This is a genomic window from Rhizobium sp. PAMB 3174, assembly GCF_052908375.1.
In genome coordinates, this window is the sequence record NZ_CM128608.1 from 3,968,777 (window position 1) to 3,982,213 (window position 13,437).

Sequence of the window (13,437 nt, forward strand, 5' to 3'; positions counted from 1 at the left end):
CGTCACTGCGCCAGGCGTCGCTGGAACCGGCTGACGAGCCGGACCAGGGGCCATAGCAGGACGAGGTAGATCAGCGCCGCGAGAACCAGCGGCGAGGCGTTGTAGGTGATCGAGCGCGCCATGTTGGCGTTGTAGAGCAGTTCGGCGAATGACACGGTGGAGGCGAGCGAGGTCAGCTTGACCACTTCGATCGTATTGGAGAGAAGGTCGGGCAGGACATTGCGGATCGCCTGAGGCAGGACGACGTAGCGCAGCATCTGGCCCTTCGTCAGGCCGGTCGAGCGGGCCGCTTCCCACTGTCCCTTTGCGACCGACTGGATGCCGGCGCGGTAGACTTCCGCATAATAGGCCGAGTTGTTCAAGAAGAAGGAAAGCACCACCGCAGTGAAGGGCGAGATCTCGACGCCGGCGAAAGGCAGGCCCGAATAGACGAAGATCAGCAGGACAAGCGGCGGCAGGGCCCGGAAGATGTCCGTGAAGACGATCGACGTCAGCCGTAGCCAGCGCCGCGGACTGAGATTGGCGAGCGCGACGAAAAGCCCGCCGACGAGGCCCAGAAGGATCACCGCGCCGCAAAGCTGCAGCGTCATGACCAACCCCTTCATCATCAGGGGGAAAGCCTTGATCATGATCTCCAGGTTGAAGAATTCGTCGATCAGTGTCTGCACGGCCGTTCTCCTAGTTCCGTTTCCAGCGCTGGTGCGTTTCGAGGTAGCGGGCGAGGAAGACGAGCGGCAGGAACAGCAGGAGATAGGCGATGGCGGCGAGCGACAGCGGCGTCGCGCTGCCGGAAAAACTCTGGGCGGAGGTTGCGGCGGAAAGGATTTCCGGCACACCGATCACGGAGCCGAGTGCCGTCATCTTGGTGATGGCAAGCGCCCGGTTGACCAGCGGCGGTGTCGCGAGCCGCACGGCCTGCGGCAGGGCGACATGGAGGAGCGTCCGATTGTAGCCGAGCCCCGTCGCGATGCCGGCCTCCCATTGTCCCGCCTCGACGGCCGCAAAGCCGGCCCAGAAGATCTCCTCGGCAAAGGCCGCAAGCGTGAGGCTCAGCGCTATGAACAGGACCGTGGGGCCGGGGATCATCACGCCGGTCGAGGGCAAGCCGAAATACAGGATGAGGATCAGGATCAGCGGCGGCAGGGAGCGGAAGATATCGGCAAAGCAGATGATGACGAAGTTGGCGGGCTTGAAGCGGTAGCAGCGGATGCAGGCGAGCAGGAGCCCGAGCGCGATGCCGGCGATGATCGTTGCGACGCCGACCGCGACGGTGGTGCCGACACCCGCCAGGATGTCGCGCCAGTAGGTGGCGATGACGGCGGGGTTGAAGAAGGTCTGGAGGAAGCGATCGAGCCCGGACATGTTCGCCTCAGTGGATCACGCGGGCGAGGAATTCCTGCGTCCGCGCGGCCTTGGGGTTGCCGAAGATTTCCTCCGGGCGGCCCTGCTCGACGATGACGCCGCCATCCATGAAGACCACCCGGTCGGCGGTTTCGCGGGCAAAGCTCATCTCGTGGCTGACGACGAGCATCGTCATCCCCTTCGCCTTCAGGTCCTTCATCACCTTGAGTACAGAGCCGACGAGTTCGGGATCGAGCGCGGAGGTCGGCTCGTCGAAGAGCATGACCTTGGGATCGAGCGCCAGCGCCCGGGCGATCGCCACGCGTTGCTGCTGGCCGCCGGAGAGTTCGGCGGGATAGGCGGCGGTCTTGTGCGCCATGCCGACCTGTTCGAGCATCTCGACGGCGCGCGCCTCGGCTTCCGCCCTGCTACGCCCCATCGCCTTGCGCTGGGCAAGCGTCACATTGTCCAGGACCCGCATGTGCGGATAGAGATGGAAGCCCTGAAACACCATGCCGACCTGAAGGCGCATGCGGTCGAGGTCCCGGCTGGTGCCGTGCATGATGTTCCGTCCGTCGACGATGATATCGCCGGCGGACGGTTGTTCCAGGAGATTGCAGCAGCGCAGCATCGTGCTCTTGCCGGAGCCCGAAGGCCCGATGATGAAAACCAGTTCACCCTTGGCAATCTTGAGATCGATGCCCTTGAGGATAGCATTGTCGCCGAAGCGCTTTTCCAGGGCGGCGATCTCGAGCATGGGACGTGTGGTCACGCTGCTTCTCCGTTCCGTCGGCATCCAGGGTTGGTGAACGCCGTTTATTTCAGGTCGCAGGAAGGCGTGTGATCGTCTTCGACATAACCGTCGAAGCCTGGTGTGCCGTAGCCCTTGACCGGGGTGATGATCGTGCTACCGGGCTTCGGCGTGACGCCGAACCATTTTTCCGACAGCTTGGCCATGGAACCATCGATCTTCAGGCATTCGACCGCCTTGTCGATGGTGTTGCGCAGGTCCACTTCGTCCTTGCGCAGCGCCAGGCCCCAGACGAGACCGGTGGGGTATTCAAAGGACAGCTGCAGCTTGGGATTCTGCTTGACGGCCCATGCCGAAACGGTGGCGCCCGCCATGTTGGCGTCGGCTCGTCCGGCAAGGACAGCCGCTACGGCATCGGTGTTGCTGCCATAGCTTTCGACGGTCCAGCCATACTCGCCAGCCTTGTCACGCAGGAAGCTCTCGTAGACCGAGCCCTTGTTGACGGCGATGGTCTTGCCCTTGAACGCTTCCAGTTCATCGTAGTCGGGGGCACCCGTCGGGACCACGAATGCGAAATTGGTGTCCATGAAGCCTTCCGTGAACAGAAGGTTGGCGGCGCGCTCCTTGGTCACCGTCACAGGTGCCGCGAGAAAGTCGTAGGTGCCCGCCTGGAGGGCTGGAATGAGGCCCGAAAACTGGGCGGCCGTCAGGTCGATCTTCTTTCCGAGCCGCTCACCGATAAGGTCGGCAAGATCGACGTTGAAACCTTCGACCTTGCCGTCGAGTGTCGGCATGGCATGCGGCGCGAAGGTGCCGTCCAATGCGGTTTTCAGGGTCTCTTCGGCGTTGACCGGTGCGTGAATGGCAATGAGGGACAGGCCGAGAAGTCCGGCCTTCAAAAAACTGTTCATTTTGTTCTCCTGCTGGTGGTTGTGGCCTTTTCGGCCTCTTTTTCTGGCAGGCATGCTTTCACACCGGATGTTGCGGTGCAATATAATTGATAATTATAATATGACTTGAATTATATGATTTTGTTATATGAAGGCGCCGATCATGCTGCGGCGGGGTATTGCAGTAAACGGCGCGGTGGCAGCCCGCGCCGTTTGTCAAAAGTCGGATGCCTGGCAATGGCCGTTATTGCGCAAAGACGCCATCAAAATCCTTGAAGCCCTTGACCTCGATCGGATTGCCGGACGGATCGAAGAAGAACATGGTGCGCTGTTCGCCCGGTTCGCCTTCAAAGCGGACGACAGGCGGGATGTCGAAGGCAATACCGGCATCCTCCAGCCGCTTTGCCAGCGCGAACCAGTCGTCCAGCCGCAGGATGACGCCGAGATGCGGCATCATCACCATGTGATTGCCGACCTTGCCGGTGCGGGTGACTTCAAAGGGCTTGCCGAGATGGAGCGAGATCTGATGGCCGAAAAAGTCGAAGTCGACCCAGGTGTCGGTTGATCGGCCTTCTTCGCAGCCGAGCACGTCGCCGTAGAATTTGCGCGAGGCGTCGAGATCGGTGACGTGGTAGGCGAGATGAAAGAGAGAACGCATTGATGGCTCCGTTTGTGTCGTTCGCATATTCGTGGAGAGGCGTCGCTCCGTTGCGGAGCGACCGAAAGGCGGGGAATGTCAGAACCCTCTGACGAGACCGCCGTCGACCCGTATCTGGGTCCCGGTCACATAGCTTGCCTGCTTGCTGGCGAGAAAGGTCGCAACCGCGGCGAATTCTTCGGGCGTGCCGTAGCGGCCGGCGGGGATGTCGCCTTGGGAGGCCTTTCGCACGGCCTCCGCCGACATGCCGGTCTTGGCCGCCTTGTTGGCGTCGAGTTCACGCAGGCGATCGGTCTCGATGCGGCCGGGCAGGATCATGTTGACGGTGACGCCGTGTCCGGCGACCTCTGCGGCCAGCGTCTTGGACCAGCCGCCGATCGCGCCGCGCACGCCGTTGGACAGAGCAAGGTTGGGGATCGGCTGGACGACGCCGGAGGAGCCGACCGTGATGATGCGGCCCCAGCGCCGCTCGATCATGGCGGGGAGGAGGGCGTCGGTGATGGAGAAGATCGACAGCGCCATCTGCTCGAACGCGGATGCCCAGGCGGACATGTCCTGTCCGGCTGCGGGGCCGGGCTTCGGTCCGCCGGTATTGTTGATGAGAATGTCGACGCCGCCTTCGGCGACGAGGCGTGCCGTCAATGTCTCGACCGAGCCCCGGTCTGCGAGATCAAGCGTCACCGGCGTGATGCCGTCTGCAAGGCCGTCCCGCGGTACATTGCGTGCTGCGGCGTAGACGGTAACGCCTTCGTCCGCCAGTGCTGCGGCGATGGCGGCGCCCAGTCCCCGGCTGGCGCCGAGAACCAGCGCCTTGCGTCCCTTCAATCCGAGATCCATGTTATTTCAATCCTGCGAGCTTGGCCGTCTGACGGGCGATGAGGTTTTCGACTTCCGCAATGGCTGCCGGCGACAGCGCAGCACCCGGCTTGCGCTGGGCGGCGCTGGCGATCGCGCCACGCTTGGCAAGCACGTATTTGCGCACCGCCAGACCGGCGCCGGGCTGTTGTTCGTATCGCACCAGCGGCAGGTAGCAGTCGAACACGTCCTGCGCGGTGTCAAAGTCTCCGGAACCGGTCAGCCGGCAGACATCGACCATCATCTCCGGATAGCCGAAGCCGGTCATCGCGCCATCGGCGCCGCGACGCATCTCTTCCGGCAGGAAGACGCCGCCATTGCCGCAGAGAATGGAGACCCGGCGATGCCCCTCGGCCTCGGCCTTGCGCAGGTCCGTGATCTTTTGAAGGCCGGGCCAATCCTCGTGCTTCAGCATCACGATGCTCTGATGGGCGTCGAAGATTGCGGTCAGGGTGCGGGGAGAGATGTGGATGCCGGTGGTCAGCGGAAAGTCCTGCAGCACCAGAGGCACGTCTTTGCCGATCGCCTCGACCACGTTGCCGTAGTAGGTGACGATCTGCTCGTCGGTTTTCAGGGAGCCGGGCGGCGCGACCATCACGCCTGCCGCACCAAGATCCATGACCCTTGCCGTCAGTTCGGCGATCGCCGCCAGGCCGGGCGCCGATACACCGACGACGACGGGGCGGCTTTCGGCGCGCGCCAGCGTCAGACGGGCGACCTCGACCGACTCGGCCAGTGTCAGCTTCGGCGCCTCGCCCATCATGCCGAGGATCGTCAGCCCGTCCGCGCCCTTGTCGAAATAGAAGTCCACCATGCTGTCGACACTGGCGGCGTCGATCGCGCCCGTCTCCGTGAATGGTGTCACTGCGATCACGAAAACGCCTTTGGCGTCGCTGGTCAGCAGGCTCATGAGGCTTTCCTCTTCATTTTGTCGGAACCGCGGGGCAGTCATCGCGACAGAATGGGCTGCCGCGACCGCTCCAGTGCGCATATCGGCGCGCTGCCGCGGGGCGAAACTGAATCAACTTCAATTTTCAGTATACCAACGGTATTTCAAAAACAAGACGCGACCGCTTCAGGCAAGATGGTCGCTTTCGACGTTTCCGCCTTTCACTTTGCTGCCGGTGACTGGGGCTCCTGCCGCCCAGAGGGGGTGCCGATACCGACGCGAGGGAGGTGGCTGAAGTAGTCTTTCAGGATCTCGATGAACATCGTGACGTGGGCAGGCTTCCGGTGTCCGTAGAGGTCGGCGACGATGACCTTGGGCGCCGGCAGTTGGTCGGTCAGCGGAACGCGGACGATATGGGCTCGGTCGCGACTGAAGTCGTTGCGCGGGATCGTATTGAGCAGCGAGAATCCCATGCCATTGGCGATCGCCGCCCGGACGGTCTCGTAGGACGTGGAGCGCAGCGCGACATGCGGGCGCTTGGCAATGACGTCGAAAAGGGTCATCAGGTAGACCGAGGTTTCCGGCAGGTCGAGGAGGATGAAGGGCGTGTCCACCAGGTCCGCGAGAGCGACGCTCTCCCGGTTGGCCAGCGGGTGGCTTGCCGGCAGGGCGGCATGCGCCGGCAGTTCGCAGATCGGCGTATGGCCGTCGCCCATGCCGCGGCCGATGTCGTAGGTGACGGCGAATTCGATCTCTCCTGTCGCCAGCCATTCACGCAATTGCGGCTGCCCGCCTTCCATCAGGTCGATGGACCCGATGCCGCAGCGCTCCTGGTAGGCCTTCAGCACGTCTATCATGTAGGCAGGCCCGAACGGCACGAAGCAGCCGATGCGGGCATTGTCCGGCTTTCCCTGCCCAAGCAGCCCGATCGATCGCGAGAATTCGCCTTCGGCAGTCATCAGGGCGCGGGCGGCATTCAGGAAGCGTTCGCCCTCCGATGTGACGAGCACGCCGCGCGACTGCCGGCGGTCGAAGATCTTGGCGTCGAGCTGGCTTTCCGCCATCGCTATTGCCGCCAGGATCGATGACTGGGATATTCGCAGCGCTTGCGAGGCCTTCTGTATGCTACCCTGGCGAGCGACCTCGCATACGTAGCGGATTTGCCGTAGCGTCAAATTCATGGGGGTCTATTACTACATAAAATAGAGAAATAATCTAATCAGAATACACTTTATGGAGCGACAAGAAATAGGCAACACTCTTGGAAGCTCACTTTTTGAGCATAAAATCGCGATGCGGCGCCACGACCCAAAGCGGTAGCCGATGTCGGACAGATCAAAAAATATAACGAGGAGAACTGACAGATGCACATTTCACGCAGGCAGTTTCTGGGCACGGCAGCCGCCGCAACGGCCGCGACGGTCCTGCCTTTCGGGATCGGCTCGGCCTATGCCAACACGCCGCTCCTGAAGGTCATTCCCCATGCCGACCTCAAGATCGTCGATCCGATCTGGACGACCGGCTACATTTCCCGCAACCACGGCTACATGATCTACGACACGCTGTTTGCGATGGATGCGGACCTGAAGCCGCAGCCGCAGATGGTCGACACCTACGAGAAGAGCGACGACGGGCTGACCTGGACCTTCAAGCTGCGTGACGGCCTCGCCTGGCATGACGGACCGCCGGTGACCGCAGAAGACTGCGTCGTGTCGCTCACCCGCTGGGGCAAGCGCGACGGCATGGGCCAACGCCTGTTCGGCGTCATTTCCAAGCTCGAAGCCGCCGACGACAAGACGATCGTCATGACGCTGTCCAAGCCCTACGGCCTGGTGCTGGAATCGCTCGGCAAGATCTCCTCCAACGTGCCCTTCATGATGCCGAAGCGCATCGCCGAGACGGATGCCAGCGAGCAGATCAAGGAATCGATCGGTTCGGGACCGTTCATCTTCAAGGCCGACGAATGGGTGCCGGGTTCCAAGGTCGTCTATCTGCGCAACGAGAAATACGTTCCGCGTTCGGAGCCGGTCTCGGCCGCCGCCGGCGGCAAGGTCGCCAAGGCCGATCGCGTGGAATGGCTGACGATCGGCGATCCGACGACGGCGATGAACGCCCTGATCTCCGGTGAAGTGGACTACTGGGAACAGGTTCAGCCGGATCTGGCGCCGCTGGTCGGCGGCAATGAGGGCATTTCGACGGCGGTTCTCGATACGCTCGGCTCCATGGGCATGGCTCGCTTCAACAGCCTTGTCGGCCCGACGGCCAACGAGAAGCTGCGCGTCGCCATCGCCAAGGGCTTCAAGCAGGAAGACTTCCTGCAGTCGGCGATCGGTAATCCGGAGTACTACAAGGTCAGCCCGAGCATCTATCCGGCCGGCTCCACCTTCGCCACCGACGCAGATGCTGACATGGTGGACGGTGACATGGAAGCCGCCAAGAAGATGGTCGCCGAATCCGGCTACAAGGGCGAGAAGCTGGTCGTGCTTCAGTCGACCGACAACCCGGTCCTCTCGGCTTTCGCGCTGGTCGCTGCCGAAAAGCTGCGCGCCATGGGGATCAATGTCGACCTGCAGGCGATGGACTGGTCGACCGTTCTGTCGCGCCGCGCTTCCAAGGAAGACATGGACAATGGCGGCTGGAGCATCTTCTTCACCTGGTGGATCGGCGGCGATTCCGTCCATCCGCTGGCCAACGTCCAGTTTGGCGGCAACGGCGAAAAGGGATGGTTCGGCTGGGCATCCGACGAGAAGCTCGAGGAACTGCGCAATCAGTTCGCCGAGGCGACCGACCTCGACAAGCAGAAGGAGATCGCCGCCGAAGTGCAGAAGCGCATCTTCGCGATCGCCTCTTTTGCGAACCTCGGAACCTTCTTCGTTCCCTGCGGCTATTCCGACAGCGTCAAGGGCATGATCCAGTCGCCGGTCCAGTTCTTCTGGAACATGGAAAAGGTCTGACACCGGCCCCTCGAATAGAACGACAATGGCGGCGGGGCTCACAAAGCCCCGCCCCGGACATCGAATTCCAGTCAGCAGGGAGCGCCCATGTGGTTCTTCATCCTGAAAAGGGTGCTGGCAACGATACCGGTCCTGGTCATCGTCGCCTTCATCGTTTTCCTTCTCCTGAGGCTCGCGCCCGGAGACCCGGCGGTCGTCATTGCCGGCGACTATGCAACGCCTGAGCAGATCGCCGCCATCCGCGAGCGCCTCGGTCTCGACCAGCCGCTGCTCATGCAGTTCCTGATCTGGGCAGGGCGCCTGCTTCGCGGTGATCTCGGCATTTCGATCTTCACCAACCTGCCCGTCACCACCCTCATCGGCCAGCGGCTGGAGCCGACGATGATGCTGTCTCTGGTGACGATCATCTATTCGACGCTGGTCGCTGTACCGCTCGGCGTGCTGGCCGCGTGGAAGGAAGGCAGCTGGATCGACCGGGCGATCATGATCCTCTCGGTCATCGGCTTCTCGGTACCGGTCTTCGTTGTCGCCTATGTGCTGATCTACGGCTTTTCGATCCAGCTCAAATGGCTGCCGGTGCAGGGCTACAAGAGCCCGTTCACGGACCTCTTCGGCTTCCTGCGCCAGTCCGTGCTGCCGGTTCTGGCACTCTCGGCGATCTTCATCGCGCTGATTGCCCGTATGACCCGCGCCAGCGTGCTGGAAGTGCTGCAGGAGGACTATATCCGCACCGCCCGCGCCAAGGGACAGGTTGAAAGCAAGGTCCTGCTTGTCCATGCGCTGAAGAATGCGGCCGTGCCGATCATCACCGTCATCGGTCTCGGCGTCGCACTCCTGATCGGCGGCGTCGTCGTCACCGAAACGGTCTTCAACATTCCAGGTCTTGGCCGTCTTGTGGTCGATGCCGTGCAGAAGCGCGACTATCCGATCATCCAGGGCCTCATCCTGTTCTTCTCCTTCCTGTATGTGATGCTGAACCTGCTGATCGACATCATCTACACGCTGGTCGACCCGAGGATACGCTATTGAGCACCGTGCCGGAAAACATCAGCCCCGGCCGCACCGGTGGATTCGCCGCCGGTCTCATCCGGGTCGCGCGCCGCTATCCCTTCGCATTTGCGGGCGGCGTCATCATCACGATCATGGTGCTGGCGGCGGTTTTCTCGCCGTGGCTCGGCACGGTCGATCCGATCGCCATGACGCCGTCGCAGCGGCTGAAGCCGCCGTCGGCCGAGCACTGGCTCGGAACCGACATGTTCGGCCGCGACGTGTGGAGCCGCGTGGTCTACGGCACGAGGGTCTCGCTGACGGTCGGCATATGCGCCTCGCTGATCTGCGTCGTCATCGGCCTGGTGACGGGTCTGTTCGCCGGCTATTTCCGCGCCGTCGACGCGATCGTCATGCGCTTCATGGACGGCCTGATGTCGATCCCGGGCATTCTTCTCGCCATCGCGCTGGTGGCGGTGTCCGGAACGGCCAATCTCTATACCGTCATCATCGCGATTTCGGTGCCGGAGATCCCGCGCATCGTCCGGCTGGTGCGCTCCGTGGTGCTGACGGTGCGCGAGGAACCCTATGTGGAAGCCGCCGTCTCGCTCGGCACGCCGCTCCTGAAGATCCTCTATCGGCACATCTTTCCGAACACGGTGCCGCCGCTGATCGTGCAGGCGACCTATGTGTGCGCCAACGCCATGCTGACCGAAGCGATCCTGTCCTTCCTCGGCGCCGGCACGCCGCCTGAATTTCCAAGCTGGGGCAACATGATGGCGGAAGGCCGGGTCTTCTTTCCGCTTGCCCCCTGGATCGTATTGTTTCCGGGGCTTGCCCTCGCGCTCACCATCCTCGCCGTCAATGTGCTCGGCGATGGCCTGCGTGACCGGCTCGACCCCCGCATTGCAAGGAAAATGGCATGAGCGGCGAAGGACCAGTCCTGTCGATCGAAAACCTGACCGTCCGGCTGCCGAAGGGCGCGGACCGCGAAAACGCCGTCAGCAATGTGTCGCTGACGGTCAATCGCGGCGAGATCGTCTGCGTCGTCGGCGAAAGCGGATCGGGAAAATCGGTCAGTTCACATGCGATCATGGGTCTCCTGCCGAAGGAGCTGCAGGTCGCCTCCGGTCGTATCCTCGTTAATGGCAAGAACGTCGTCGAAAAGAGCCTCAGGGAACTGCGTGCCATGCGTGGCACCGAAATGGCGATGATCTTCCAGGAGCCGATGACGGCGCTCAATCCTGTCATCAAGGTCGGCGAGCAGATTGATGAGGTACTGCGCATCCACACCGGCCTGTCGGCGAAGGAACGCTACGAGCGGGTGATCGACATCATGAAGGCGGTCAACCTGCCCGATCCGGTGGCGATGGCGGGTGCCTATCCGCACCAGCTTTCCGGCGGCCAGCGGCAGCGCATCATGATCGCCAGCGCGTTGGTGCTCGATCCGGGCCTTCTGATTGCCGACGAACCGACGACGGCGCTCGACGTGACCACCCAGGCGCAGATCCTCAGCCTCGTCAACGACATCCAGGAGCGGCGCGGCACCGGCGTCCTGTTCATCACCCACGACTTCGGCGTGGTGGCCGAGATCGCCGATCGCGTCGTCGTCATGCGGCGCGGCGAGGTGGTGGAGACGGGCGCGGTCGACGACGTGCTGTCGCGGCCGCAGCATGACTACACGAAGATGCTGATGGCCGCCGTGCCGGGCATGACCCCGCCGAGCCGTCCCTCGAAATCGGCCAACAAGGTCGCCTTCGAAACGGTGAAGCTGGAGAAGACCTATGGCGGCAAGAGCTTCCTGAAGAAGGAGCGGGTCGTTCATGCGCTGAAGGGCGTCGACCTCAGGGTGCGCAAGGGCGAAACCCTCGGCATCGTTGGCGAAAGCGGTTCGGGGAAATCGACGCTGGCGCGCTGCGTCGTCCGGCTCGTCGATCCGACGTCCGGTGCCATCCTGGTCGGTTCGCAGGATATCGCCAATCTCAGCCAGCGGCTCCTGAAGCCGATGCGCAGCAAGGTGCAGATCGTCTTCCAGGATCCCTACCGCTCGCTCAATCCGCGCGTCAGCGTCGGCCAGTCGATCATCGAGGGGCCGGTGAATTTCGGCGTGCCGGAGAAGCAGGCGCTTGAAAAGGCGCGGGAGCTGATGGGCCTTGTGGGGCTTTCGCCGGATGCGCTCGACCGGTTGCCGCACCAGTTTTCCGGCGGCCAGCGCCAGCGCATCTGCATCGCCCGTGCGCTCGCGATGGAACCGGAGATCCTGATCGCCGACGAATCCGTCTCCGCGCTCGACGTCTCGGTGCAAAAGCAGGTGCTGGAACTGCTCGATACGGTGCGCGAGGAATTCAATCTCGCCGTTCTCTTCATCACGCACGATCTCCGGGTCGCGGCGCAGGTGTGCGACCGGATCGCGGTCATGCATCGCGGCGAGGTGGTGGAACTCGGCGAGGCCGCCGCGATCTTCGCCAATCCGCAGCACGAATACACAAGGTCGCTGTTCGACGCCGCCCCCGGCAAGGGACGCGCCTTCGGCACTGCGATCCCCGCCTGATCCATTTGACATCCTGACCGGCCGGAGAAGCCGGGTGACGGAGGAAGACCTTTCATGTGCGCCAAACGCATCGCCATCGGCGGCTTCATGCACGAGACCAACACGTTTGCGCCGAGCAAGGCGACCTATGCGGATTTCGAGAAGGGATGGGGTCCCTTGCCGATGGTGCGCGGCGACGAGATCCCGGTGAAGGTCAAAGGCGTCAATATCGGCATCGCCGGAGCGGCCGATTATGCCGCCAGAGCCGGCTGGGAGGTCCTGCCGACGCTCTGGTGCGGTGCGACGCCGTCCGCCCATGTGGAAGCCGAAGCTTACGAAAAGATCGTCACCGAACTGATCGACAGGATCGTGGCCCTCGGACCGCTCGACGGCATCTATCTCGACCTGCATGGTGCCATGGTGGCGGAAAATGCCGATGATGGCGAGGGCGAGCTCCTGCGGCGCCTGCGGCAGGCCCTCGGCCCGGATGTCCCGATTGCCGTCAGCCTCGACCTGCACGGCAACATCACCCCGCTGATGGTTGAAAATTCGGACGTCATGGTCGGCTATCGCACCTACCCGCATGTCGACATGGCCGAGACCGGCCAGCGGACGGCGGCGGCACTCGACCGCATCCTGAGAAGCGGAAAGCGGCCGGAAAAGGCGCTGGTGACCATGCCGTTCCTGATCCCGATTTCCTGGCAGGCGACGGAGGCCGAACCCTGCCGGACCATCTACGAGCGCGTTGCTGCAATGGAAAAGGACGGCGTGACATCGCTCTCGTTCTTCCCCGGCTTTCCGGCAGCCGATTTTGAAGGCTGCGGCCCGGTCGTCATTGCCTATGGCGACACGGCGGACGAGGTGGAACGTGCTGCAACGGAGATTGCGGCTTTTGTCGAAGGCTTTGAAGATGCATTCGATGGCAAGGTCTATGGGCCGGAAGAGGGCGTGCTCTATGCGATGGAGCGGGCAAGGACCGCAAGCCGTCCGATCGTCATCGCCGATACGCAGGACAACCCCGGCGCCGGCGGCAACAGCGACACCGCCGGCATGCTGAAGGCGCTGGTCGCCTGCGGGGCTGAAAACGCTGCCATCGGCGTCATCTACGACGTCGATGCCGCCAAGGCTGCGCATGCGGCGGGCGAGGGTGCGACGTTGCTGCTTGCCGTCGGCGGTAAGTCCGGCATTCCCGGCGACAGTACGTTCGAAGGGACGTTTACCGTCGAAAAGCTCTCCGACGGACGCTTTCGGACTACCGGTCCCTACTATGGCGACAGCGACATGGAGCTCGGCCTCTCGGCCTGCCTGAAAATCGGCGGTGTGCGCGTCGTCGTCGGTTCGCACAAGGTCCAGCTCGCCGATCAGGCGATGTACCGCTTCGTCGGCATCGAGCCGACAAAAGCGGCGATCCTCGTCAACAAGAGCTCGGTGCATTTCCGCGCCGATTTCACCCCCATCGCCGAAGAGATCATCATCTGCGCCGCGCCCGGCCCGATGCCGGTTTCGCCCGTCTCGCTGCCGTGGACGCGGCTCAGAAAGGGCATGAAGCTCGCGCCGAACGGTCCCGTCTTCGGCTGAATGC

Annotated in this window: 13 protein-coding genes; 5 read left to right on the forward strand and 8 right to left on the reverse strand. The window is 62.9% G+C overall.

Annotated features, from left to right (window positions below; translation table 11 throughout):
• Positions 1–2: 2 nt before the first annotated feature.
• The 8 genes from ACU5AY_RS18970 to ACU5AY_RS19005 form a co-directional block, all read right to left on the reverse strand.
• Positions 3–668, reverse strand: coding sequence for an amino acid ABC transporter permease (locus ACU5AY_RS18970; RefSeq protein WP_446827359.1), 666 nt, complete (start codon positions 666–668; stop codon positions 3–5).
• 10 nt (positions 669–678) lie between these two features.
• The gene (locus ACU5AY_RS18975) at positions 679–1,362 is read right to left on the reverse strand and encodes an amino acid ABC transporter permease (RefSeq protein ID WP_446827360.1); all 684 of its coding nucleotides are present in this window, start codon (positions 1,360–1,362) and stop codon (positions 679–681) included.
• A 7-nt stretch (positions 1,363–1,369) separates the two neighbouring features.
• Positions 1,370–2,137, reverse strand: a complete 768-nt coding sequence (locus ACU5AY_RS18980; protein WP_446827361.1) for an amino acid ABC transporter ATP-binding protein — start codon at positions 2,135–2,137, stop codon at positions 1,370–1,372.
• Positions 2,138–2,157: 20 nt separating this feature from the next.
• Positions 2,158–3,003 (reverse strand): transporter substrate-binding domain-containing protein, encoded by an 846-nt coding sequence (locus tag ACU5AY_RS18985; protein WP_446827362.1) that lies wholly within the window; start codon positions 3,001–3,003, stop codon positions 2,158–2,160.
• Between the two features lie 223 nt (positions 3,004–3,226).
• Positions 3,227–3,640 carry a VOC family protein gene (locus tag ACU5AY_RS18990; RefSeq protein WP_446827363.1) on the reverse strand — a complete coding sequence of 138 codons (414 nt, stop codon included), beginning with the start codon at positions 3,638–3,640 and terminating at the stop codon, positions 3,227–3,229.
• Between the two features lie 78 nt (positions 3,641–3,718).
• Positions 3,719–4,477, reverse strand: a complete 759-nt coding sequence (locus tag ACU5AY_RS18995; protein WP_446827364.1) for an SDR family oxidoreductase — start codon at positions 4,475–4,477, stop codon at positions 3,719–3,721.
• Position 4,478: 1 nt separating this feature from the next.
• Positions 4,479–5,405 carry a dihydrodipicolinate synthase family protein gene (locus tag ACU5AY_RS19000; RefSeq protein WP_446827365.1) on the reverse strand — a complete coding sequence of 309 codons (927 nt, stop codon included), beginning with the start codon at positions 5,403–5,405 and terminating at the stop codon, positions 4,479–4,481.
• Between the two features lie 200 nt (positions 5,406–5,605).
• Positions 5,606–6,565 carry a LysR family transcriptional regulator gene (locus ACU5AY_RS19005; protein ID WP_446827366.1) on the reverse strand — a complete coding sequence of 320 codons (960 nt, stop codon included), beginning with the start codon at positions 6,563–6,565 and terminating at the stop codon, positions 5,606–5,608.
• Positions 6,566–6,748: 183 nt separating this feature from the next.
• Here ACU5AY_RS19005 and ACU5AY_RS19010 point away from each other — a divergent pair, with 183 nt between their 5' ends.
• The 5 genes from ACU5AY_RS19010 to ACU5AY_RS19030 all read left to right on the forward strand — a co-directional run bounded on the left by ACU5AY_RS19010 (position 6,749) and on the right by ACU5AY_RS19030 (position 13,433).
• On the forward strand, positions 6,749–8,338 hold the full coding sequence (locus tag ACU5AY_RS19010; protein WP_446827367.1) for an ABC transporter substrate-binding protein: 1,590 nt from the start codon (positions 6,749–6,751) through the stop codon (positions 8,336–8,338).
• An 87-nt stretch (positions 8,339–8,425) separates the two neighbouring features.
• Entirely contained in the window at positions 8,426–9,367 is a 942-nt protein-coding gene (locus tag ACU5AY_RS19015) for an ABC transporter permease (RefSeq protein ID WP_446822614.1), read from the forward strand.
• A 5-nt stretch (positions 9,368–9,372) separates the two neighbouring features.
• The gene (locus ACU5AY_RS19020; RefSeq protein ID WP_446826000.1) at positions 9,373–10,251 is read left to right on the forward strand and encodes an ABC transporter permease; all 879 of its coding nucleotides are present in this window, start codon (positions 9,373–9,375) and stop codon (positions 10,249–10,251) included.
• Positions 10,248–11,876 (forward strand): ABC transporter ATP-binding protein, encoded by a 1,629-nt coding sequence (locus ACU5AY_RS19025; protein WP_446827368.1) that lies wholly within the window; start codon positions 10,248–10,250, stop codon positions 11,874–11,876. The genes ACU5AY_RS19020 and ACU5AY_RS19025 overlap by 4 nt, the downstream gene beginning before the upstream one ends.
• Positions 11,877–11,930: 54 nt before the next feature.
• Complete coding sequence (locus ACU5AY_RS19030; RefSeq protein WP_446827369.1) at positions 11,931–13,433, forward strand: M81 family metallopeptidase; 1,503 nt, start codon at positions 11,931–11,933, stop codon at positions 13,431–13,433.
• The last annotated feature ends 4 nt before the right edge of the window (positions 13,434–13,437 follow it).